This window comes from Oceanobacillus phoenicis (genome assembly GCF_047238145.1).
Classification (GTDB): Bacteria; Bacillota; Bacilli; order Bacillales; family Amphibacillaceae; genus Oceanobacillus.
The window spans coordinates 3,715,480-3,741,403 of the sequence record NZ_JBDFME010000001.1; the positions used below are offsets into that span (position 1 = coordinate 3,715,480).

Genomic DNA, 25,924 nt, shown 5'->3' on the forward strand with positions numbered 1-25,924 from the left:
GCCTCCTATAAATTGATCCTTTGACTGTAATAATCTCTCATTCTAATGTAGTTTCACTTCACAAGCATTGTATAGCAAAAAAGGCTGGAATTATGATTTTCAGCCTTTTTTGCTAAGTAGATCTGTCTACTGCTCTACTTCAACCGCATTTTCTATCTCAAAGTTATCAAGTAATGCACGCACTTCTGCAGTTGATTTAGTATTCATCATTTGATTTCTTAACTCACTTGCACCCCTAAACCCTTTAACATAAATCTTGAAGAAACGATGAAGTGGTTTAAAAGAACGTGATTCTAATTCATCATATTTATCATGAAGGTCCAAATGTAATCGTAAAAGGTCAAGCATTTCTTGACTGCTATGCTCTTTCTGCTCCTTCTCAAAAGCAAAAGGATTCTTAAACACACCTCGTCCAATCATTACTCCATCCACACCGTAATCTTCTACAAGTTTCAAGCCAGTTTGGCGGTCAGGAATATCCCCATTGATAGTTAATAGGGTATCTGGAGCAATCTCATCACGAAGCTTTTTAATCTCCGGAATTAACTCCCAATGAGCATCTACCTTGCTCATTTCTTTTCTCGTACGAAGATGGATCGACAAATTGACAATATCTTGTTCCAATACATGTTTCAGCCATTCTTTCCATTCATCGATATACGTGTAACCAAGCCTTGTCTTCACACTTACAGGCAACCCTCCAGCTTTAGCTGCTTGTATTAATTCAGCAGCGACCTCTGGGCGATTAATAAGACCGGAACCTTTTCCATTCCCTGCTACATTTGCTACAGGACAACCCATATTAATATCTAAACCTTTAAATCCCATCTCTGCCATACCGATACTCATTTGCCGGAAGTACTCTGGTTTATCTCCCCATATATGAGCGACAATTGGTTGTTCATCTTCCGTAAATGTTAAGCGTCCGCGCACGCTCTGTTTTCCATCTGGATGGCAATAACTCTCTGAATTGGTAAACTCCGTAAAAAACACATCCGGCCTAGCTGCTTCTGTCACTACATGACGAAAAACAACATCCGTCACATCTTCCATTGGTGCAAGTACAAAAAATGGACGTGGTAAATCACGCCAAAAATTATCTATCATTGTTACATTTCAATCCTCTCATTGTGGGTTATAGTTAACCCTTATCCCAATATATCTTTTCTTCTTTTTCACTTATATCATTTTTCCGTAAGTTAAACAAACGGATTGCCTAAAATAAACCCTGCCAATAATCGCCACTAATGCGACTTTGGATAGAGTACTATTATATTATAAAGGACATTGGATAAATACGAAACCTACCTTCATGTTTTTCCTTTAGGGATTTAGAAAAAGGGTTTAAGGAAAAAATGTTAAATTACATACCTAGAAATATTCTTTTGTAGGAAATGACAAGGAACTGCAATAGACTAAAAACAATGAACAACTTAACCACCAGAAAACTTACTATTATGCTAAAAAGCCCTGCGTTGTAGCAGGGCTTTAGGGCTTTTTTCTTCTCTTTTGAATTGGAACTGGGAGTGTACAAGAGTTAAAGTAAAACCTTATTAGCCGGGGCGAATTCAAATATACAACATATTGTGTTTGTCTCAGATGAATGTCCCCGTGCCATAAGCCTATAACAAATTATCGGATGTTCTTCAAGTGGCCATTCTAATATCGCCTCATACCCTGGTGAAATTTCTGACTGTTGAATTAGTTCATTTTCAGAGGCCGCTCTCCTATTTATTAGGGTAAGTCTTACGGTTTGCCTCAAACCCTTTAATTGAATTGTACATATTGCTTAAAAATCACTATGATCCTTTCAAATTTATTTCTTCTTTACTCTCGGCCATAAAGGTCGTCGGACATATTTAATCATCGTATTGAAAACACTCCCCCATTGAGTAGCCGTTAGTAACCTTATTGGGGTTTCATTCGTGATACCCAAATTCCTTCTTAAGTGTTTCAACTGTAGATGGGTAAATATCCCTTTTAATGCAATACCAATAGTAGCCTCGGGTTGTTTTAGGGCATGTTGTGCCAGCCCAAGGAAAACTGAATAATACTTGTTGGGTATTAATGGCTCTTTTTTTCTAGTTATTGTGATTATCGCGGAATCTACTTTGGGCGGTGGAGAAAAGTTGTTTCTGGATATGCTTTTTACGTAACATATTTCAAACCACATTCTCCAAGATAAGACGTAATAATCTTTGACTGACTTTGAAGTAAAGCGTTTGGCCGCCCCCTTTTCCATAACAATAACCCCATATTGAAAACCACTCGAAGGTTTATTTAAAAGCTTTTTCATAATGGGTGTTGTAATAGAGTAAGGAATATTTGACACAACGATAAACTTCTCTTTTGGCAAATGAATCTTCATAATATCCTGATGAATAATTTTGGTATTAGGATTTTCTGCTGTTTTTCGCTTTAGGATGTTTACAAACTTGGCATCAAACTCAACCGCCAAAACCTTACCTGCTCGTTGATTTATTATAGTTGTTAAAGCTCCTTTTCCAGCTCCTAACTCTAAGACAGTGTCTTTTTGACTTACATTTGCTCTGTCGACAATTTCATGAAGCAGCCTTTTATTATGCATTAAATGCTGACCTGAAAAGTTAGGAGGTTCCACACGGCTCAATTTTTTCCCATTATTTTTATTAATTTTTTTGGTCATATCTTCTCTTCCTTTCTAAAATAAAAAATCACAGGTAATCTGCCTGTGATTAAGAGTAAAGAGAAGACGCCACATCCTTATTAAGTTAGTGGTTATTGGAAACCATCAGCAAAGAAACCTTCTTTTTTGTAACATAAGAAGGTAAATTAGGCATAAATAAAGAAAGGCAGAACAATCCGCCTTTCTTTTAAACATTACATATTTTATACTAACGTTGTTCACTGATCAACGATAGTATTAGAAATACATGTAATGCCATTAATGACAAATTACATGTATTTCTAATATGAAACGAAGATTATTAAAAAAGGACAGACTACTCCCGTTTACTCTGTATCACACAACAGAGCCTTTGAACTTATTCAATTACTTGTTCAAAGTTGGGAAACGTAGTCTCATATAATGTATCATTTTTTAATAATCCTCCTAATAACGTTTTAAATATATATCATAAATTATAGCAAGCTTGCCGTAATAAGTCAAAACATTTTAACTTTTAATTTTATTATCTAGCTCCTTTGTTAATAGCCATTTATTACAAAAGGATTCACCTATTGTAAGCATTAAAATGGACAATTATATCATTTTTTTTACTAATCCCTAATCCCCCTTTCAGCATTCGGGTAGATTTCTTACCAACTACTGGTAAAAGAAAAATCGACTGGATTGAGTCCAGTAGAATATCGAACTCAATCCAGCCAATCAGCTGCCTAATAAAAACTCTAACATTTTTTGGGGAACCACCCGACGCAAGGCTTTTCTCTTCTCTTTCGTTATACTATTAAAAGATCGATCTTCCCCATAGTATTCTTAAGCAAGACCAATCATTCTTTATCTTTACCTGCTGCAATTTCCTTACCCGCGCCTACCAATTCCTCATTAAAATACCGCTTATCCAATAATTTTAGAAAAGGAATCCAAATAAGCGTAACAATTACTAGGTTCACTAATTGCATAATTCCACCAGCTATCGAATTTGTTGTCAGCATTCCACCGATGAAGATTGGCGTTGTCCAAGGAACATGGACTCCAGTAGAAACGGGAACAAGACCGATCGACATGGAAAAATAAGTAACAATTGTAATAACAACTGGTGCTAATAACCAAGGTATCAAAACTAACGGATTAAGAATGATGGGTAACCCAAATATAATCGGTTCATTTACATTAAATACCGAAGGCGGACCACCAATCTTACCGAGCTGCTTTAATTGCCTACTTTTAGCTACTATAAATAGACCAAGGATAACTGCCATTGTCATTCCTGATCCGCCCATGCCAACAATAAATGTATCGATAAATTGGTTGTTTACGATATGCAGTCTTTCTTCACCGGCTTGATATGCTTCATAGTTTTCTAAAGATAACGTCATCCAAATTGGATCCATTATTGAATTTACGATGATTTGACCATGTAAACCAAAGAACCAAAAAACTTGGATTAAAAGGACTGCAATGATCGCTGCAGGCAATCCACTTCCCAATGCTGTTATTGGTTCTTGAATAACAGAATAAATAAAGTTTTGTATCGTTTCAAAAGGTGTGATGCTAAAAAGAATACGAATTAACAAAAATATAGACAGTGTAAACGAAATTGGAATTAAAGAACTAAACGACCTTGATACTGCTTCTGGAACACCTGGTGGCATCTTAATCATCCAATTTTTCTTTACAAAAAATCGAAAGATCTCTGTCGAAATAAATGCCGTTAAGATTCCAAGAAAAAGTCCTTCCGCTCCTAAACTTGATGTCGGAATTACTCCTGTAACATCTTCTAGAACTTGAGGTGTCAAAATGAGGAAAGATGCTAATGCAGTAACTCCTCCATAAATAGCGTCACCATCATAATAGGCTGTCAGTTTATAGGCAATTCCAACAATGACAAACATCCCCATAATCGATAACGTGGCAGCTGATGCTGGTCCGAGTGCATCTTTATATGCATTGTAAGCATCTTCACTTAGTAATTGATCTAAAAATGGGATATTAGCAATAACGACAAAAATTGATCCAAAGATAATGATAGGCAATGCTACCATAAATCCATCACGCAAAGCACCTAAGTAACGATTGTTATTGAGCTTATCTGCAATTGGTAAAAAGAATCGTTCCATAAACTGCATAAATTTGCTGTTTTCCATTTTAAACTCCCTTTGTATATCTTTTATTTATACTAGTAAAACCCAATGTCTATTTCTGACCACGATATGATTATAATTATCCGTTAAAGTGATTAAGACTCACGATGGTTTGAATTCATCTATTACTTCTCCATCTTCAGCCATGCCAGACATCTGCTATTCAACAATTTCAACAAGCTTCGCTTCAAAGCGTCTATTAACATTTAACCAGCAGCAATCCATTAAATAGGAGCTACCTTCGAATGATTAAATTTTTTCAACCAACCATATACAGCACCTATTAAATTGGCATTCTGTTTAAATTTGCAAGCTGCTACTTTAGGTTTGACCTTCGCTAAATCTACTGCTGCCAAAATTCCATCCAGCTTTTCATCAATTTTTTCAATTAAATCCTCCCTGGCGCTAATTCCTCCACCAAGTAAGATAACTTCTGGATCGTACATATATTGGAGATTATAAATGCCTACTGCTAATAGATGATAGAATCTATCTAATGCTTGTAAACATACCTCATCTCCTTCCTCTGCCATGCTAAAAATTTGCTCACCGGAAAGGGAATCTACAGCAATATTCTTCCTTTCAGCGACTACTCGCACTAACGCCTTTGTTGAAGCTACTCTGCTCCACACATCATTACTATCTTGAATATTTGAATTCAAAAGCATATAGCCAAACTCTCCACCATGCAGATTTGCTCCCTTATGGAGCTCTGCATTTTTAAATACAGCACCACCAATGCCAGTTCCTAGCACCATAACTAATACGTCTTTCTTCCCTTTTGCAGCCCCTTTCCAAAATTCTGCATAGCCTGCACAGTGTGCATCATTCTCCATAAAAATAGGTACGTTTAGCCGTTCTTCTATTAAATGCCTTATATTTGGTCCATGTAAATAATTCAGTGCACTCGAGCCTTTTATGATCCCTTCATCCGATACTGCTCCTGGACAGCTCACCGTCACTCCCTTCACTTCTTTATATAAATGTGAGATTTCTTCCATCGCACGTAATAAACCTTCCAATGAGTCAGGAGTCTTCACTTTATTCGTTTCTAACACTGTCATATCCTCAGCTACCACCCCATATTTCAAAAAGGTTCCACCAATATCGAACGCTAGATACCTATCCATTTATCCACCCCTTAACAATTTTTCTAAAATCTTCTACTAGTAAAAATTAATTGCTTGTCTATTTAAAATTCTCATCATTTTCTGCTTCAAATTTCCTTGATTCTATTAGTTGTTTATACCAATAAGCAGATTTTTTTAAATGGCGATTACGATTATCTTCCAAATCAATTTCTACTAATCCATATCTATTTTTAAAAGCATTCATCGGTGATACATTATCGGTAAATGCCCAAAGCATATAACCTTTACAATTTACACCTTCTTCTACTGCCTTTAATAACCATTTCAAATGCTCACGAATAAATTCGATTCGATAATTATCCTGAATTATATTAGAGGCATCCTTAAATCTTTTCTCGTTTTCTACTCCCATCCCATTTTCCGCAATAAACCATTCGATATTGCCATATTCCTCTTTCATCCGAATTCCCATATCATACATAATTTGCGGATATATTTCCCACCCACGATAGGGATTCATTTTCTTTCCTGGAAGTTCAAACATTTCATAATAATATGCAGGATGAAATGGGGTCTGTTCATTCCACGCGGCTGTACGTGCTTTAACTCGGTGTGGAAAATATAAATTTAACCCGACATAATCAACCGTATTATCCTTAATCAAAGCTAACTCTTCTTCCGTATAATCAAATGTAATCTCATGTTTCTTCATTACATCAAATAATTCCTCCGGGTATTCGCCTTTAATCGAGGGATCGAGAAATACACGATTGAAAAACAAATCATACATCTTTGCTGCTTGTTGATCATGTGCGGCAGTTGAACGTGCATAGGTGACCTCTGGATTTAAGATAACGCCTATTTTCGCTCCACTTTTTTCTTTAAGCTGCATCTCTTTGAATAGTTTTACTACCTTAGCTGTCGCCAACCCTTTATTGTAGTTCCACTGCATCCATTTTTTTGTGTTTTGTTCAAACGGCCAGCGAATAGCATCTAAATAAACACGAGTCTGTACCACAATTGGTTCATTGAAAGTAAACCAGTGCTTTACCTTGTCTCCATACCGTTCAAAAACTTTTCTAGCATATTGTACAAATAATTCCACTACATGCTTTGACTCCCAAGCTCCATATTTTTCAAATAAAACAGCCGGAACCTCATAATGCTCCAAACAGATCATTGGCTCTACACCGTTTTGTATTAATTTTTCAATAACATCATCCACGTACGCTGCATATTCCTCATCCACAACAGCATTCTCATAATCTACTAAAAAACGTGACCAATTAATCGATGTCCGAAAATGCGTTAATCCTATTTCTTTCATATAATGAATATCTTCCTCATACCTCTCATAGAAATTCGTTGCTCCGGCAGGACCGTACCCATTATGCCAAACATGTTTATTGTTTTTATACCAGATGTCCAAATAGGAGTCCTGAGAGTCCTTCTTTCCACTCCATCCCTCTGTCTGCCACGCTGAAACTGCTGCCCCTAGCATAAAATTACGCGGCACCTTTATTGTTACATTTTCCATTCAAACTCCTCCTTTGTAGCTTCTACTCAATTGCAGTTAATTTCCGGTAATTCGTTGGAGTTAATCCAGAAAACTTCTTAAATACACTGACAAAATATTTATACTCCTGAAAACCTACTTGTTTTGAGATTTCGCTTACTTTAAAAGGGGTATTTATGAGCAATGATTTAGCTTCATCTACCCTTAATTTGTTGACATATTCATTGAAATTTTCTCCTGTTTTCTGTTTAAATAGAGTACTAAAATAATTGGATGACACATTTACGACATCCGCAACTTCCTGCACTTTTATTGTTGTACGAAAATATTCCTTGATGTAACCCTCTGCTTGGCTAATCAACCAATCTGCTTTTTCAACCTTATGATAAGCAAGCTTTTTCATAATCAGCTCTACATCCTGTTCAAATAAATGTTGTAAAGAAGAATACGAATTAAAAAGAATAAGATCCAGTTCTTTGAAGAAATGACAATCTAACTTTACAGATATTTCACCAAGTAGCACTTCGTATTCCTTTATAATCCCGCTTAACATATGGCTACATGCGTCTTGTACTTCTTGAAGAAGAAATGAATGGCTTCGAAAGTGGTCAAATAAAGCAGATATCCAGTTTTCGACTTGGTTATGCTGTATTGGTTTCCTATGGAATAACGTATCTATCAATTCCTTCTCTACTTCGAAAGGGTAAATTTGGCTATCAGGTCGGTCCATTTGATAATTGGAGAAAATTACATCACGTTCTCTGGTTAACGGTAAATAGTCATAGACAGTTTTCAGCTGATTATATTTGTCTTTTAAATCCATCACTTTAATAACCGAATCACTCCATATAAAAGAATTGGAGTGTGTATGAGTGATTATCTCAGCTACTTGAATTGGATTAATTTCAGAATCTATTGGTTCTATCAAACAGGTAAGCAATTGATTGCGATGAACAAAAATCGATACAGCGTCAAATCCGAGTTTTTCTGTCGTTTGCTCAATCGTTCCTTTCCATTGTTGGTTAAAGCATGCTAGATCTTGTTCAGACAGTTTACCAGTTTGTTTTTCGTACTCTTTTACCGAACTAATAAATGGATAAATCCTGTTATCTGGATATCTATTAAGATTTACAGTCTCTTGTGGGAAATGATAAATCTGCTGATAAATAATATTCTTTATTTCCTTTTGTCTAATTTCGTTTTTCACATTTTGTTCTGCTTCTAATTCATATATAAGACTATTCACTTTTGATTCCAGTTCATTTATGTCCACCGGTTTTAATAAGTAATCCTTTACACCTGACTGGATTGCTTTTTTCGCGTATGCGAACTCATCGTACCCACTAATGAGCATCGTTTTTGTTTGTGGTTGGTTTTTGTGTAAATAGGATGCTAATTGTAATCCATCCATGTTCGGCATGCGCACATCAGATAACACAAGATCGATACCGCCTAACTCTTCAATTTTTCGAATAGCATCCAATCCATCACATGCTGTCTCGACCTTTTCTATCTGATATTTCCCCCATGGTATGGTTTGCTGAAGACCTAATCGAATTATCGGTTCATCATCGACAATCAATATTCTGTATGACGACATCTAATCACCTAATTCTTTTGATTTATCCTCGTTTAATAGTGGTAAGGTCATACGAAGGAATGCACCTTCACCTGAATCCAAAATACTTAGCCCATAAGATTTCCCAAAAACAAGAGAGAGTCGATCGTTCAGATTTTTCAAGGCATATCCAGCACGTAACTCACCGTTCTTCTTATGTTCATTAAATCCCCAACCATTATCGATAACATCTATTACTGCTTGATTTTCATCACGGTAACAATGAATCCGAATCATACCCTGTCTCGGAAGGTTCTTAAAACCATGTTGAATACTATTCTCGATTAAAGGTTGTATCATTTGTTTCATAACATAATAGCCTTTAAGTTGCTCCTCCATCACAAGTTGATAATCAAGTTTTTCACCTAATCGTTTCTTTTGTAGTTCGAGATAAGCCTGACTATATTCCACTTCTTCCTCGAACTTTACTAAGGATTTTCCATTATTTAGATTCATGCGAAATATTTTTGAAAGCCGTTCTATCAGTTGACCAGTTTCTGGTGCATTTTCCAGTCTTGCATTCCAACGGATCATATCAAGTGTGTTATACAGAAAATGTGGATTTATTTGATTCTGTAAGACTTTAAGTTCCGACTCTTTCTGCTTTATTTTTAATCGATATTCTGTATCAATATGTTTTTGAATAGTTTTAACCATTTTATTAAAACGGTAACCTAGTTTCCCAATTTCATCATTAGAATCTACATCGACACTTGCAGTAAAATTCCCTGTTTCCACTTGCTTTGTCTGTTTAGTCAATTCTAGTATCCGTTTAATATTAGAATGATAAAAGAAGATAAAGAAAAACATGCCCGCAAGGAAAAGAATACCAATTAAAAACCCGATCAATGTGCGAACTTCTGTTAAATCCGCAGCAAGCTTATCTTCATCGATAGCAGTAACAGAAAACCAATCGGTATTCGTAAGTTGGTTTCTTACTACTACAAAATGACTTTCTTCATCCTGATAGCTGTATGATTTCTTCTCTCCACTCAAAACCCATTCAATCAAGCCTGCGTCCGGAAATTGCTTGCCAACCAGATCCGCATCCGGATGTAAGATGACCTCCCCTGTATTAGAAATAATGAAATAGTCACTCTGTTGAGACGGCACCTCAATTTGGTTATACAATTCCGTTTGATCCAAACGTATTCGTACGATCCCGATTTGTTCACTGATATTGTTCATATCATTAATTATTCTCGTTAAGCTGATGACATATTTATCATCATTCCAATCACTTTTTACTTGATAGGGATTACTCCATACTGGGCTACCATTTGCATCTTCAGCAACTTTATCCAGTTCCTCTTCATCTCCGTTAACTGGTTCTCCATGCTCCACCAAATGGCCATCTCTTCCCTCTAATAAAATGGAATTAATGTATGGATTAGATATTAGCTGAAATGTAAAATAGCCTTTAATAATTTCCATCGCCTCTTGGTACTCGGGCTGATACATTTCATTCTCTTCGGAGATAAAAATTTCTCGGAAATTACGATCATAAATCATATACGACGACATCGATTCTACTGTTGAAAATATGGTCAATAAATTTTGTTCATTTCTGCTTAGTCTTTCTGTTGCTTCCTCTATTGCTTGATTCTTCAATGCAACACTGGTTTGATAATAGATTAATAAACTAACAAACAGTATCGGTATCATTAATGCCAGGAAAAATGTAATGAATTTCCTTTTTAATCCCCATCTCTTCATCCAATCTAGTCCTTTAGCATTTAATTCTTCATTAACCCTTTACGGCTCCAGATGTCATTCCATTCACAATCTCTTTCTCCAGGAATAAATAGAAGATGACTACTGGAACTAGTGACATCGTTAATCCTGCCATCTGTGCTCCATAATTGGTTGTAAACTGCCCGGCAAAATTAGCTAATCCAAGTGGCAATGTTTGCAGCGCTGGATCATTAATTAGTACTAATGCAAAAGAAAACTCATTCCAGTTATAGATGAAATTAAGAATAACAACCGTAGCAATTGCTGGTCTTGACATAGGAAGGATAATCGACCAAAAGATCCGGAATATCCCAGCGCCATCCATAATTGCCGATTCTTCAATATCCTTTGGAAAAGCTTTCATAAAACTCGTTAAAATAAATATCGTAATTGGCAGATGGAAAGCCACATACGGGAATAATAGTGTAATTTCAGTATTAAGCAATCCGAGATTTTTCATCAGAATAAACATCGGAACGAGCGTAGCGTGAATCGGAATTAATAAACCGAATATAAAAAATGTATACATTATCTTATTAAATCTAAACTTAAATCTAGCTAGGAAATACGATGCCAATGCCCCAATAATTACCGTGACGATTGTTGCTGTCACACATACAAAAATACTATTTTTGAACAACACACCAAGATTAGCTATCTCCCATGCATTGGCATAATTATCCAATATAAATTCATTGGGAAAACCAAACTGATTGACCGTAAATTCCTGCTCAGACTTAAATGAGTTGATTGCCATCCAGATAATCGGGTAGACATTCACAATTGCAAATATCCCAAGCAAGGTATAGATGATAATTCTTGAGACCCGTTTTTTTATCTTTCCATTGTTATTGTTGCGGCGATTGTCTTCAGTAGTAACAGTGGACTCCATTTACACCCCTCCTCATATCATTTTCTTTCCTAGTAATTTCGTAACTATAAAAATTAAAATGAGACTAAAGAAGAAGATAAATACAGAAACTGCACTACCGTACCCATATTGCAGGTTATTAAATGTCTCATGAAACATATAGAGTGCCATAACATCTGATGAATGAGCTGGACCACCATTCGTCATGACATAAATCAGATCAAATGTCTTCAAGCTTCCAGAAATACATAGAATAACTGCCACAATAATCGTATCCCATATCATCGGTATCGTAATTTTGAACGTGGTCGTCCATTCTGAGGCGCCATCCATTTTCGCTGCTTCCAGTACTTCCGTCGGCACGTTTTGTAACGCCGCTAGAAAAATAATGAAGTACAACCCAACAAATTGCCAAACCACGGTAACTAAAACGGCAATCATGACCCATTTCGTATCGCCAAGCCAATTTTGCGCCATGAATCCTAGACCAACAGTTCGCAAAAACTCATTCAACATACCATTCTGAGAATTATAAATAAGGCTCCATGTTAAAGAGATTACAACCGTTGACAAGACTACTGGAAGAAACCCAACTGCTCTAAAAAACTTTACTCCTTTAATCTTACGGTTCAGTAAAAGTGCGAAGAATAGTGCTATTGGTACCTGACCTAATACAGAAGCAAAAACAACGTAAAGATTATTTTTGACAGAGTTCCAGAACAAGGGATCTTCAAATAGATTTCTGAAGTTATCAAGACCAATAAAGGTCATATCGGTAAATCCATCCCATTCCATTAATGAGTAATAAAATGATTGAAGGATTGGATAAATAGCAAAAACAGCATAGATAAGAAAAGCTGGAAGTAATCCAATGATAATCGCTGCTTTGCTTTTACGCGTTAGCTGCATCTTCTATCACTCCAATTTTCACAGGTTGCCAATAAAGCCGGCAACCTGTGAATTAATTGATTACTCATTAGATTTGTCCCATTCTGCCTGCATTTCTTCTGCAAGCTCTTCTGGTTTTTTATCACCAAGTGTTATAGATTGAAGACCGTTATTGATAATGTCCGTTAATTCCGGTGTTAGTGTCGCGTCATAAACCGGTGATAACCCACTTTGAGCCATGCTGTTCGCGTCCTTGAACACTTGTGGAATACTTTCATCCATTTCCACATCAGCGGGTACAATTATATTTGCCTGAACAAGCTGCTGGAACAGCTCTTCACTATAGTAAAATTTAAGGAACTCAAATGCCGCCTCTTGCTCCGCTTCACTTAAATTACTATTAACTGCAATTCCACCGCCAGCAACTCCAGAAATTTTAGATGGATCTCCCTCTCCACCTTCAAAAGAAGGAAACGCAGCAACACCGATATTTTCCACATCCTCAACACTGTCCATTATTGGCCCGATTGCCCAGGAACCTGCAAAATGCATCGCAGTAGAACCTTTAATAAATTCATTTCTTGATTGGGCCTCATCGACCGTATTCATATCCTCATTAAACGCCTCTAATTTGGTCAATTCATCAATTACAGATAAAGCATTAATGAACTGTTCATCCTCAAACGTACCTTCACCATTTAGAACATTTCCCAGGAAATCACTTCCTGTGTAACGATCCGCAATTCCTGAAATATATACAGATTGCAATGGCCAAATTGCTTTATTGCCAAGAGAAATTGGTGTAACATCATTTGATTTTAATTCCTCTATCAAACGTTTAAATTCATCATAATTTGTTGGAAATTCATCATAACCAGCTTCGCTCACAATTGCTTTATTATAAAAAATCAAGCTTGTTTCACTAATATTAGATGGAATGGCATAATAATTTCCATCTACAGCATAGTCCTGTAAAATCTCATCAGGAATCATACCCTCCCAATGATCAATAATCGGGTTTAATGGAAGTAATGCATTACCTTCAACTAATGGTTGTACACGAGTCCCTGGCCAGACACGCATCATATCCGGCAACTGATTACCTGCCGCTTGTGTCCGTAACTTTATTTCGTAATCATCATGTGGAATGCTTTCATTAACAATTTGAATGTCTTCATGCTCTTCATTGAATTTTTCTATTATATCTTTGTACACTGTATTTTCGGGTCGATCCTCTGTCCAATCATTCCATAATGTTAGCTCAATCACCCCATCCTCGGATTGTGCCTCTTCATTGCCCCCACAGGCCGCTAGTATAAAAGTAACTGCTACACCCAATAGTAAAAGCTTCATCGTTTTCATCATATTCCCCCTCATTTATTAAGCGCTTACAAAGATTGTAGCAATTCACCTATTTACTTGGTATCCTATAATTCTATAAAAATATCCAAAAAATACAGATATTTTAAAAAATATCCATTCAAATTTTTATTTGTTATCGATGGGTCTGGATAGAAGAAAATTGCTTGCAATGCCTATGAGTTCATTCTTAGGTGCCTAATTTGCTTGGGGGATAAGCGAGTGACCAAGTCATCATCACCTGCTCGCTTCCTGTATATAAAGCTTTTTTTCTATAGTTTTATTTTATTTGATACGATTTTTTAACTAAACCTAACCTATTTCCGGTACAAGGAGGAAATGTTTAATCGTTTTCAACTAAGGTGAATGAAAACGCAGAATCTGATTTCCAACAATATAGTGTTCTGTTATTAGAACAAGCTGGTTAATACTAGCACCTCTAAAAAAGCCTAATATCCAAACAGTGGACATCAGACTTTTTTTAATATCTATTTATTCTTCTAAAGAAACTCGATTCAATTGCAATAACTGGGTTGGCAACTGAGTCAGACCCTTCACTTCATCACGAACTCCAAGTAAATATTCTTGATGAAGTAAGTACACAAATGGAGAAAGCTCAACTAGCTTTTCCTGTGCCTTACTATATAAATCTAGACGTTTTTCTGGATCAGCCGTTTGACGCGCTTCTTGCAAATAAGAATCCAATTCTTTATCTACTGTAAATGTGCGATTTCCTGGTGACCCAACATTTTCAGAATGGAAAAGTGGATACATTCCATTATCCGCATCACCGGTAACAGTTGTCCAACCAAATACCATCATCTCATGTTCTCCATTGGCAGTTTTATCAAGCATGGCACCCCATTCAACCGTTTCTACTTCTAAATCGATTCCAATTTCAGCAAGTTGAGCCTGAACATTTGTTGCTGTATCAATTCGTTGACGATCATCATTCGTCCAGATCGTCGCAGAGAACCCATCGGGATAACCAGCTTCTTCTAATAATGACTTTGCCTCTTCCATATTGTATTCCAAACCATTTAATTGCTCATCATATCCAAAAATCCCAGGAGCTAGTGGTCCCTTGGCAGGAATTCCAGCACCTTCATAAATTCCATTAATGATTTCTTCTTTGTTGATAGCCATCGAAATTGCTTGTCGTACACGCACATCATTAAATGGTTCCTTTTCCATATTAAAACCTATATAAGCTAAAGAAGAACTTTCCTGACGCTGCACCTTCATTCCTTCTGTATTTTCAACTTCTGCAACGTCGGATGGGCTTAAAGGTGTAATAATATGAGAATCACCCGTAGATAATTCAGAGATTCGAGTTAAATCCTCTGAAACTACTTTAAAGGTAACAGAATTAAGCATTGCTGGCTCTTCCCAGTAATCCTCATTCTTCACTAGCTTCACGGATTCACCAGTTTGCCAATTCTCAAATGTAAAAGGACCAGTACCCACTGGGCTTGAATTAATTACACTGCTTGGATCTGCCCCGTTCTCCATTGCTGCATAATCCTCTTCAATTAGTTCTTGCGACACCATCTGTCCACCCGGATGTGCTAAATGAGCTGGCAACGGAGCAAAAGGATACTCTGTCGTGAAGCGTACCGTGTAATCATCAACCACTTGGACCTCTGTTATCATATCGTACATAAATGCTACTGGTGACCCAATCTCAGGATCGAGTATCCGTTCGATATTTGCTTTCACTACATTTGAATTGAACATGGAACCATCATGAAAAAGGACGCCTTCTCGAAGCTTAAATTCCCATGTAGTATCATTTACTTGCTCCCAACTTTCTGCTAGAGCAGACTGCAGTTCCATATCTTCATTTTGTGTAACCAAATTATCAAAAATATTAATGCGAATATTTGCAGAAGGTGTATCATTTGTTGCATGAGGATCTAATGATACTGCATCTGCTTGGCTAGCAATTACTAAATCACCGCCTTGACTCCCACCTTCTTCTGAATTACTATCACTATTTTCTTCTGGCTCACTGGCACATGCAGCAAGCAATAAACTAAACACAAATGTTACGATAAGTGTAGTTAAGTTTTTACGTGTTATCATGCTGATTTCCCCCATTATGTATTAAAATGTAAATTTGGTATTTTCATTTAAGTTAAATATAAATGCTTTCACTAATTCTTTTGTTGCAATTAAATCGGATAGGCTGATTGCTTCAACAGGAGAATGTGCGTAACGGGAAGGAATTGATAGCACTCCTGTTGGTATGCCTTTATTGGCTAAAGCTACTGCTCCTCCATCCGTTCCAATTCCAGGAAAGACTTCCATCTGATGAATAATTTCTTCTTGGACTGCGATTTTTTTCAATTCTTCCAATATGCTCTTTTGTACAATCAAACTAAAATCCAACATCTTTATCCCAGTTCCCTCACCAAGGAAAAGACTTTGATCCATGGTTTCTTCGGGTGTATCACTCACAGCAGTCGTATCAATAGCGATAGCTACGTCTACATCTCCCAAACCATTAATTGCTGTTTGTGCACCACGTAATCCAACTTCCTCTTGAACAGTGAAGAGGAAAACAATTTCTCCAGCAAATTCTTGTTTGTCAATCTCATTTAATACGGATAAAAGTACAGCACATCCCGCCCGATCATCAAGTGCTTTTCCAACAATCAATTGCTTATCTTCAGGACCAATAATCCTGCTCTTAGTAGCCCATGTAACAGGTGTTCCAACCTCTACTCCCATTTTAAGGGCATCCTGTTTTGATGTTGCTCCAACGTCTATGTATAAATTAGCATGCGGTCTTACTTTTTTCGGGTCGTCAAATTTCACAAAATGGGCAGACATCGTCCCGATTACACCATCAAGCTCTTGCTTCGAACCTAGTACTTTCACAGACTGTGCCAGCAAAATGCGATCATCATGGCCACCCAATTTTTCAAAACGTAATAATCCATTATTCTCAATTTTCTTTATAATAAAACCGACCTCATCCATATGAGCTGTTATAAGTGTTACCGGTCCCGGTTTGTCACCTTTTTTCCTTGCAATTACATTCCCCATTGCATCAACTTCTACACTGTCCACTTTATCCTTTACATAGTCTCGAATAAAATAAGTAACATTTTGTTCGTAGCCACAAGGACCATTTAATTCACTCAGTTGTTTTACAAGGTTGTCCATCATTACATCCCTTTCGCTATAAACTTTATCTCAATAAATAGAAAACCGTAATTTATCTAGATATTTTGATAATTAATGTTATTCTATACCTCTCTACATTTAGAATCAACATATTTTTTGCATCTTTATTGAAAATTCGACAAATTAACTGTTATTATTTTATTGGTTTAGGATTTTTCTGTCGTATAACATTTGAAACACTAAGACTATTCAACAATATAAAACCCCGATTTCGCTAATGATTATTCGAAATCAGGGTGATTTTACAATTGTATTATTTTACTAGTAATAATTTATTTAGTTGTACATTGTACATAAAAGGCCTAACCTCGCATCTCTTTCCGAAAAGCATATAAGAATAACAAGGAGATGAATATTGCTCCACCAATAATATTTCCAATACTGGCTGGAATTAAATTTAATAATATATATTCATACCACGCATAGTTATCAGTTGTAAAAATCCCTAAACTAAAATACCCCATATTTGCAGCACTGTGTTGAAAATTACCTGCCACAAATAAAATAACGGGAAGCGCTGTTCCTAATATCTTACCTGCTATGTCCCTAGCAGATGTTGTTAGAAATGTAGCCATACCGATTAGCCAATTGGCTAAAATTCCTGACAGCAGTACTTGGAACCAGCCTACCCAGCCATTTTCGGTGAATTTCATTTTATCTGAGAGTAGTGTTTCAAGCTCTTTTGAAAATTCAGGTGTTAAAGAGTTTGACATAATTATTAATAATGCCACAAACAACGCACCTAGAAGATTGCCAAGATATGCCACACCCCAAAATTTGAGAAACTTATGCTTCCTCCAATAAGACTTTTGTAAATAAGATGTCGGTAAAAGAACATTAACTTCCGTAAACAAAGCTGATTGTGACATAAATACCATTAGATAGCCTGCAGTGAAGCCAATCCCCTGTAAAATATATGTTAGTCCTTTTGCATCTACACCAATGGCTAGCAATACAGAAAAGACAGCACCAAAGCTCATAAATGAACCTGCTTTTAAAGCAAGTACTAACTGCGAGGGAGTATTTGTATCAAGGTATTCTTTTCCTTTATTACTAAATGACTGCATAACCTGGACTGGAAATAAAAATTGCCTTTCTGGGATCTCTTTCGTTTCATTTGTCTGGTTTGAAGATTCATTGTTATTATTATCAGCCATAAATATCCTCCTAATTTCTTTAACTCTATGTTAGATGGGACAAGTTTTTATATCTTCGACTGCATTTAAAAGTCTATCAATATATGTACCCGAATAATCATTTATTCACGCTTTTTTACAAAGCTAGTTATTCGGATAACAAGGTTAGTGGATTTGTATTGGGAAATATTGAAATCCCAGTAATGGGCGGGTTTTTAGGGTTTTCAGGACCGAAAGAATATTGAAGTTTTTTTGGAGGTATTCAAGAAAAAATATTGGATTTTTATTGAGTAAAACACCGAGATTTCACAAAAAACCCCGATTTCGCAAATGTTTATACGGAATCAGGGTGATTTTACAATTTTTTTATTTTACGAGCAAGAGTTTATTTTAGTTGGACAACTTTTGTTCCCCCAAAATAAACTCCTGCTAAATCCCCCACCTCCAACCCGCATTCCACCGTTCGAGTTAAAATAAAGTTTTGCTACGAAACCCCCATTTTCCCCAGTTTTGGATTTAATTATTGCCGTTTTTCCGCCTCTTTTCCGCCTGTTTTTTCATCTTTTTTGGGGAGTTGGAATAAAGTTCTCTCAAAATGTTGCATAGAGGAAAGAAGAGGAAACCGAGACAAGACAAGGGATGGGCATGAAAAAGACCCTGAAATCGGAAATGTTTATATTCACGAAATCGGGGTCTGAATCGGTAATGTTTATTTTAACGAGCAAGAGTTTATTTTAGTTAGACATAGTGGATAAAAGATTTTTAGGATATAAGAAAAAGTTAGACAGGGATTAACCTTTTCATCTAATTAAAGATTTTTCCTTCAATATAACTGGACTTTGCTTCTGCCATATATTGACCTACTAACTCCCAACGACTATCAAATATATCTATATCATCAACGATAGTTGTCCCAAAAGATTTCATATATGCATCTTCTCTTGCATCATGCATAATTTTATCTAGTTTCTCTATTTCAAAATTAACAATTTTTTCAATCCATGATTGTTTAAAACCTAATTCTTCCAACTCTCTATATATTCTGTTACGCTTTGTACGAATGTCATCACTCTTTGTAATCCATTTCTGTCTATCTTTATAGTGGTTTGAGCTTTTTCTTAAAGCAAAATTAATTCTATCCAACTTTGAAATAATTTCAGCCAATTCTCTAAATTCCCGTTGAACTGGCTCATCTCTTTTCAATTTTTCTAAGGCATCATTCATTTTTTGTTTTGTAATCTCAATAACCTGTTTTTCAAACACTTCAACCATATCCAATATTCCTCATCCTTTATCGAATTTACTAACCAAGAGACTTTTCAAAAACATCTTTTTAAACGGGTAACTAATTTTTACGCTTTGTTAAATTGCTTTAAATATTCACAGGTAAACAACACTTTTTCACGTACCTTCTGGAAAATCAAAAGTAAATTTTCCATCTTCTTCCTAAGTGTATGACTTGATTGAGCTGTTACTACAATTTAAACTTCCAAGTTTTAATATAAAACATTTCCTTGTTCTTCCAATAATCTTCTCAGATTTTGATGAATTATTATTTCAAAAGAATCTATATCTAATTTCTTTGAAAACTTGTTATATATTCCAGGTAAATCATAGTGTTTTCCATTCACATTAGTATTTCCAAAGGGAGCATCTGTCTCTATTAATAACCTATCTAATGGTATAGATCTAATAATATCAAATCCTTTTTGAGTTGATAACATTGAATAGTTTACCGAAAAATAATATCCTTGATTAACTGCTTTTTGAAGAATTCGTTTATTCCCTGAATACCAGTGAAGCACTGCAAATTTTACATTATTATTTATTAATATTGATAATACATCAGATTCAGCCTTGCGGGAATGAATTGACATTATTCTGTTTAGTTTAGCCGATTGGAAACATATATATTCAAAGGCTACCTGTTGATCATTCTTTGATGCAAGAAACTCTTTAGAATAGTCCAATCCTACTTCCCCAACATACTTCGTAAATGGGAGCAAATCATCGAACAAACTCTGATTAAATTTATATTTATTTGCTAATTGTGGGTTATATCCTAAAGCCAATTTGACATATTTAGAATCAGGAAATTCTTTTCTGCACTGTTGAAAAATTTCTGGTAAATTGGTAACAAATAAAGCATAGATTTTGTTTTTGTTGAAAGAATGAAATATTTGATTATAGTTTTTAAAATAATCAATATGTATATGGAAATCCGATAGATTATTCACTATTCACGCTTCCTTCAAACCCGCATATTCTAACAAACCACTTTTGCTCTCATTTATCATCTCTTTTAGTTCATCCATGGATTGACGATACACCTTTTCGTAACCATCTAATTCCTCATTGGTTAATGGTCCTTGCCTTAGGAGAAGACTTCTAATATATTCTTGATCGTCCTTATGCTGAATGTACCTTCTTAGGCTAAAGAGCACTGCTTTTAAATCACTAGCTCTTCCTTGAAGATTATTGTGATTCAAAATGAATTCTCTGCTTAATTTATATAGAGGGTTATAGTTAGTTTCATCTTTCTTAATTTTATTAAAAGATGCTCTTCTAATTAAACAAGGATAGCAATAACCACAATTACAAGGTGTTACCACTTGATCACTTCGTTTTTTATCATAACGTGATAAACAAGGATGAGAACACGAAAGTGTCCTGTGAGCTTTTTCAACAAAAACAATATTTTCTTTATGTTCTTCTAATATTTCTCCTTTTGACTTATTCCAATAGAAGTTTGATACTTTATTTTCTATCCCTATGCTTCTAAATATATTATTTAATAAATTTATAAAGATTGGGTGAGTAGTCCTTGTACTACAACTACCTGCCCTACTATCAGTAAGGGGGACGTTAACTCCAATAAATCCATTTTCAGGTATGTATACTGGCGTTTTATTATCAATAATTGAAGCTACGGCCATTGCTCCTGCAATAAATAGTAATGACCTACTGCGACTCGTACTTTCAACTGAAAGTTTTATGGAATTATACCCTATTAGTTGTGGAACAAAGGGATTGACATTAAATAATAGCAACTCGCTCTCTAAATCGGAATATGAATTTTGTATGGCAGAGAATAGTTCCTTTTGTCGGTTAGTCAAAAGGCTATATTCTCTAAAACCCACATAGCATGTATTCTTCTCCTTTTCAGAAAGTGTTAAAGCACCGCAAAATGAATCTAAACCTCCAGAAAACAGACTAACCGAGTCGTACTTTTCTGGAGAAATTATATTCTTTGTATTTCTCTTATCTCCCCTAAATCTCGAATTAGTTTTTCTGAATTCAAATTTCCATTCATCGCCACTTAAAAATCCAATAGTCTCTTGAAGTTTATCTTTGACTGAATTCCATTTTTCTAATTCTAAAACAGGAATAAATAACTTGATAGTTCTAGACCAGTTATCAGAGAAGATTTTTCGAGGAATCCTCTTATCAGCACAAAATATACTTGATGCAATTATTAGAAAATCTTCATTTATGCTCGGCAAATTTTCTAATCCAAACCTTCTCCATAACTGTTCCATATCCGTTTTTACATTTGATTTATTTTTTTTATCTAATAATTGAAACAACAAGAATTGTTCTTCTGTTACATTATTTTGATTGAAATCATTAGAATTTTTATTTATCCATACATTAATCATTCACTTCACTCCAAGCAGATAGAATTTCAAGAGCTCTATTATACAGATTGTTAATAATCTTTTTTCCTTCTATACCATTCCAATCAACCTTTTGAATATCCTCAGCGGAAAAGTTCCTTTCAATTGAATTTCTAATGTGTGTTTTTACACTTCGCTCAGCAACTTCGTATCTATCTAATCTATCAAATAAGGTTAATAATTTTTCAGTAAAGTTTGCAAAAAAACAATTCTGAATGAATTTAATAATGAACTCCTGAATAAAAACACCTGTATCTAATGATTTTATAACATCTTCATACTCACTAATATCATTTATGCCTTTAAGCAGTTCCCTCATTAATTCATTCATGCTTTGTGAGGAAATATTATCATAGAACTCACTCCCTCCATCGCTAAAATATTGTAAAAGCCCTGTACGAACATTTTCAGGAGTTTCATTTTTCAAATGTGACAATCTTAAACGATCCAAAGTTTCTGAAAATCCATACCTTCTTACAGAGTCAATAAAACTGAGAGCTTTACTACCTGATTGTATTGCCCTACTTGGACTTGTTGTTCCCGAACTACTTAACGCTTTCGCAAAACTAGAAATAGTCTTATCTACAGAGGTAGACGAAAAATTATTTTTAACCATTTTAGTAACGTCTCTTTTTACATCAGGCCATAAATATCCTGTTGGCGGTACATAACCCTTTGAAGTCCCCATTACTTACTCACCTGCTATCTCCCAAAGTGTCTTTTCCATTTTTTTCTCTTCAATATAATATGTTTTTAAATTCTGGAACACATCTGAATCCAATTGTTGAAATAGAATAATATCAGGCAATGTTACATGATCATTTCTCATTTTCTTTAGTTCAGCAAATATTTTTGACTTATTGGTTGGAAGAATTTTATATAGTTCTATTAAGGTCTCTAACTGATTCTTGTCTTGATGGTATTTTTCTATAACTCCTTTTAATATTTCGTTTCTTGTGACTTCATCCATGTCAATCATTTGCTCCATTCTCTTCCTGCGAACTGCTTTATTTATATCAAGATTACATATCTGGTTAATAAATTTTCTTTCATCCTGATTTAGATTGGTTGAAAATAAATTTCTATTTGAAACAGAATCACGAGCTAAATAAAAATAAGGAGACAAGTCTATATCTGACAATTTAGGTTCTACTCCAATCCATCTCTTGACTTTTTCCCCTTTCCACGCTGTGTTCATTTCAGTATTCTCTGATTGAGAACTGCTCTTTTCCGTCTCTTCTTCATTGAATATTCTTTCTTCAAGCACCTTTAACTGTTTAGGTTTTCCACTGTGTTCAAATTGCCATTGGAATAATTCCTTAAATAAATCAACATCAAAATATTCTAATACCATTAATTTTGCTAAAACAGAAAGGTTTAACTCAATTTTTTGAATCTCTGCTAATCTTTTACGTATATAAAACGTATTTAAAAATCTTTTTGTTTGACGGGGATTTCCTTTAAGAGTTGAAGCAACTATACTCCCTATACTGTTGAAAACTTGAATTTGTTCTTCAAATTCATCATTGGTAATATTCTCTTTGTATTTTGGAACACCTTCTGTTATCTTATTTTGAACGATATCCAATATTTCAGCTCCTGTGATAATTTCGCCCTTTATAAAAATCCCTTTTCCTTTTAATTGTTCAATTAACTGATTCAACGCTACTTCGCTCAAGTACATTTCTGAAATAAGTAGGAGCATATAATTTTTAACATCACTTTCAGCTAATTCTGCAATTCTTATAGGAAGCTGTATAATTTTTTCAATATAATCAACCGAAATATCTATCCCCTCTTCATTTAATTGAGGATACTTTCTTTTTATTGAGTATGTAATAATTTTTTCGTCCATCGCAATAATAAAAGTTGTTTTTTCAACTGATAAAAATAGTTTAATTGCTTCAAGAGTCTCTACAATACGGTCTGGATTACATCTATCTAAATCGTCAATAAGTATTATTAGATTGTCTATTTTAGATTCTTTAATAAGGCTTGTAAAATCTTCACGAAACTTACGAATATTTTCTACAATATTCTCATCCGTATTTTCTTTAAGATATTCTTTTGTGTACGCTTTTGCCTTATCTATCTGTAGTTGAATTTTCTCAGGTGTATCAAAATCGGAGGAATTAGGCATCATTATCATAGGAGGTACACCTGTCATACCACTTATAGCCCAGGGCACTCCTTGCTTCACAACCGTTTTCCCTAACCCCATCCAATTAACTCTTTTCATCAAACCCTTAATCTTTTCAGTGGAAGTCTCAAAAAATGTTTGATTATCCTTCATACTCTGTAGAATGGCTTCCATTAAAGCTGTTTTAGCATCTTCATATCCTTCAAACATCCATGCGTTTACTTTCACAACTGCCAATTTTTTTTCGGTTTGATTAGTAGTCTGTTCTTCTATCAAATTCAACAATGTCGATTTACCACTTCCCCACTTTCCGAATAATCCAATTGTTAAGGGGTTCATCCTTTCACTTATAGCAATTTCTGTTATTAAATCTGCATATGGTCGGTAAGCAAGCATATCAATTTTTGAAGCATCATCTGCCCACATATATCCCACTCCTATTCTATTAGTTGCTTTATCTGCAATTAACATTTACTTAGATATTAATTTGAAATTCTCACCTTGTTAATTATTATTTCCTAATGCTATTTTACTAGAGTTCAAATCACTTCTTCAAGATAATATTAGGAATTCTTAAATAATAAAGAACACATAAGAAAATAATTATGCGGATTCTTCCTCTAATTTCGCTAAATGGCTATATATGCCATTGATTATCTTTGAATAAAACAATCTAAGACTTAAAACTATCATAAATTGCTTCAAATAAAGCTGAACGTTCCCCTAAAAGTTTATCCTCTCTTTCTACAAGAGGATCAATCCAGTCCGCTTTTTCTCTTGCCCATTTCAACCAATTTAACACCTTTTCTTTTTCCTCTTGTTTTTTAATTCCATCAAGTTTCAACTCCACGGCATTTGCAAATCTTCTGATTCGTTCAGCTTTGTCCCAGTCAATAGAATTTATATTCAATTGTTCAAGCTGCTTTAATTCCTCTTCTTTACGCTCCGCTATTTGCTGACGTATACGCTCCTCTTCTAACCTACGGACTTTTTCTGCTTCATGTTTTTTCCTAATTGTTTTCTCAACTTGAATGGCTTCTATTACCCATATAATAATTTCACCAATTTGGTCTTCTATTTTTTTAGTTTCAGTATCATGCCAGTTTTTACGTTTTGCATGGTAAGAATCTATTCCAAAATGAAGTTTTCCAGTATAGACATAATCATAAGAAGATCCAAAACTATACTCAATTTTTTCCTTAGTCTGCTTATGTTCCACCCTTCTTTGTTTTTCTTTTATAAAAATAGGAACACTATCTTCATTTAAACAAACAAATAATTCGTTACGATTTCTATATTGGCGATACTTGGATTCTCTAATTTCTATTGTATATCCTAAATGTTCTAACCCTTTAAATAACATATTATAAATCCTGTATGTCCGTTCCATTTGTTCAACTGAGACTTTCATGTTAATAACTCTGTCCGTCAGAGGTCTTGTTGATTCTTTCCTTGAACGGTAGTATTGTTTAGTATCCATTATTAATTCATGAGGTTTTGTTAATTTGCTAGGAATCGTTACTGATAAACAATATTCCTTTACTTTTTTTCTTTTTTCTTCTTGTAAAAATAAGAGTACATCATCCATTTTCCCACCAAATAAATCGTTTGACTGTATTTTTACTTCAACCTTATTTGGTTCATCTGTTTCTGGTAATGGCGGTATATTTATCTTGTGGCCTGCTTTAACCTTCATCCAGTGGCCGGCCTTCGGTAGAGGTATTCCCATCTTTTTACACTGCTTTCGTAATGCAACATCGGATACTCCATAACGCTTGGATAGGGAAGTCATAGGTTCTTTCCATACCTCTGTATATAGCTTTTCTCTTTCGTAGATCCTGGTTTCCATAAAAAGGCTCTCCTTTCTACAAAAAAGTCACTACTTAGATTTTGCAAGTT

Annotated in this window: 20 protein-coding genes; all 20 read right to left on the bottom strand. The window is 35.0% G+C overall.

The annotated features are described in order from the left end of the window. Window positions 1-126 precede the first annotated feature (126 nt). The 20 genes from ABC346_RS18770 to ABC346_RS18865 all read right to left on the bottom strand — a co-directional run bounded on the left by ABC346_RS18770 (window position 127) and on the right by ABC346_RS18865 (window position 25,874). Window positions 127-1,107 carry a tRNA dihydrouridine synthase gene (locus tag ABC346_RS18770; protein WP_413236302.1) on the bottom strand — a complete coding sequence of 327 codons (981 nt, stop codon included), beginning with the start codon at window positions 1,105-1,107 and terminating at the stop codon, window positions 127-129. Between the two features lie 709 nt (window positions 1,108-1,816). Then, window positions 1,817-2,665, bottom strand: a complete 849-nt coding sequence (gene erm, locus ABC346_RS18775) for a 23S ribosomal RNA methyltransferase Erm (RefSeq protein WP_413236303.1) — start codon at window positions 2,663-2,665, stop codon at window positions 1,817-1,819. 366 nt (window positions 2,666-3,031) lie between these two features. After that, entirely contained in the window at window positions 3,032-3,076 is a 45-nt protein-coding gene (locus tag ABC346_RS18780; RefSeq protein ID WP_413236579.1) for an erythromycin resistance leader peptide, read from the bottom strand. Window positions 3,077-3,489: 413 nt separating this feature from the next. Next, the gene (gene celB, locus ABC346_RS18785) at window positions 3,490-4,806 is read right to left on the bottom strand and encodes a PTS cellobiose transporter subunit IIC (RefSeq protein WP_413236304.1); all 1,317 of its coding nucleotides are present in this window, start codon (window positions 4,804-4,806) and stop codon (window positions 3,490-3,492) included. Window positions 4,807-5,027: 221 nt separating this feature from the next. Continuing rightward, on the bottom strand, window positions 5,028-5,933 hold the full coding sequence (locus ABC346_RS18790) for an ROK family protein (protein WP_413236305.1): 906 nt from the start codon (window positions 5,931-5,933) through the stop codon (window positions 5,028-5,030). Window positions 5,934-5,991: 58 nt separating this feature from the next. After that, complete coding sequence (locus tag ABC346_RS18795; protein ID WP_413236306.1) at window positions 5,992-7,431, bottom strand: glycoside hydrolase family 1 protein; 1,440 nt, start codon at window positions 7,429-7,431, stop codon at window positions 5,992-5,994. A 22-nt stretch (window positions 7,432-7,453) separates the two neighbouring features. Next, window positions 7,454-9,010, bottom strand: coding sequence for a response regulator transcription factor (locus ABC346_RS18800; protein ID WP_413236307.1), 1,557 nt, complete (start codon window positions 9,008-9,010; stop codon window positions 7,454-7,456). Next, window positions 9,011-10,744: a cache domain-containing sensor histidine kinase gene (locus tag ABC346_RS18805; protein ID WP_413236308.1), complete on the bottom strand. Its 1,734-nt coding sequence runs from the start codon at window positions 10,742-10,744 to the stop codon at window positions 9,011-9,013. Between the two features lie 31 nt (window positions 10,745-10,775). Next, window positions 10,776-11,654, bottom strand: a complete 879-nt coding sequence (locus ABC346_RS18810) for a carbohydrate ABC transporter permease (RefSeq protein ID WP_413236309.1) — start codon at window positions 11,652-11,654, stop codon at window positions 10,776-10,778. A 12-nt stretch (window positions 11,655-11,666) separates the two neighbouring features. Next, a complete protein-coding gene (locus ABC346_RS18815; RefSeq protein WP_413236310.1) occupies window positions 11,667-12,542 on the bottom strand; it encodes a carbohydrate ABC transporter permease in 876 nt (291 codons plus the stop codon). A gap of 60 nt (window positions 12,543-12,602) precedes the next feature. Continuing rightward, window positions 12,603-13,883 (bottom strand): extracellular solute-binding protein, encoded by a 1,281-nt coding sequence (locus ABC346_RS18820; protein WP_413236311.1) that lies wholly within the window; start codon window positions 13,881-13,883, stop codon window positions 12,603-12,605. Window positions 13,884-14,372: 489 nt separating this feature from the next. Next, window positions 14,373-15,965 carry a glutathione ABC transporter substrate-binding protein gene (locus ABC346_RS18825; protein ID WP_413236312.1) on the bottom strand — a complete coding sequence of 531 codons (1,593 nt, stop codon included), beginning with the start codon at window positions 15,963-15,965 and terminating at the stop codon, window positions 14,373-14,375. A gap of 21 nt (window positions 15,966-15,986) precedes the next feature. Continuing rightward, the gene (locus ABC346_RS18830; protein ID WP_413236313.1) at window positions 15,987-17,051 is read right to left on the bottom strand and encodes a M42 family metallopeptidase; all 1,065 of its coding nucleotides are present in this window, start codon (window positions 17,049-17,051) and stop codon (window positions 15,987-15,989) included. 323 nt (window positions 17,052-17,374) lie between these two features. Then, window positions 17,375-18,229 (bottom strand): formate/nitrite transporter family protein, encoded by an 855-nt coding sequence (locus ABC346_RS18835; RefSeq protein WP_413236314.1) that lies wholly within the window; start codon window positions 18,227-18,229, stop codon window positions 17,375-17,377. Between the two features lie 783 nt (window positions 18,230-19,012). Further along, window positions 19,013-19,486 carry a hypothetical protein gene (locus ABC346_RS18840; RefSeq protein WP_413236315.1) on the bottom strand — a complete coding sequence of 158 codons (474 nt, stop codon included), beginning with the start codon at window positions 19,484-19,486 and terminating at the stop codon, window positions 19,013-19,015. Between the two features lie 218 nt (window positions 19,487-19,704). After that, a complete protein-coding gene (locus tag ABC346_RS18845) occupies window positions 19,705-20,445 on the bottom strand; it encodes a TatD family hydrolase (protein WP_413236316.1) in 741 nt (246 codons plus the stop codon). A 3-nt stretch (window positions 20,446-20,448) separates the two neighbouring features. After that, the gene (gene qatC / locus ABC346_RS18850; protein WP_413236317.1) at window positions 20,449-21,867 is read right to left on the bottom strand and encodes a Qat anti-phage system QueC-like protein QatC; all 1,419 of its coding nucleotides are present in this window, start codon (window positions 21,865-21,867) and stop codon (window positions 20,449-20,451) included. Then, the gene (locus tag ABC346_RS18855) at window positions 21,860-22,573 is read right to left on the bottom strand and encodes a hypothetical protein (protein WP_413236318.1); all 714 of its coding nucleotides are present in this window, start codon (window positions 22,571-22,573) and stop codon (window positions 21,860-21,862) included. The genes qatC and ABC346_RS18855 overlap by 8 nt, the downstream gene beginning before the upstream one ends. A gap of 3 nt (window positions 22,574-22,576) precedes the next feature. Continuing rightward, the gene (locus tag ABC346_RS18860; RefSeq protein WP_413236319.1) at window positions 22,577-24,451 is read right to left on the bottom strand and encodes a KAP family P-loop NTPase fold protein; all 1,875 of its coding nucleotides are present in this window, start codon (window positions 24,449-24,451) and stop codon (window positions 22,577-22,579) included. Window positions 24,452-24,698: 247 nt separating this feature from the next. Further along, window positions 24,699-25,874 carry a hypothetical protein gene (locus ABC346_RS18865; protein ID WP_413236320.1) on the bottom strand — a complete coding sequence of 392 codons (1,176 nt, stop codon included), beginning with the start codon at window positions 25,872-25,874 and terminating at the stop codon, window positions 24,699-24,701. Window positions 25,875-25,924 lie beyond the last annotated feature (50 nt).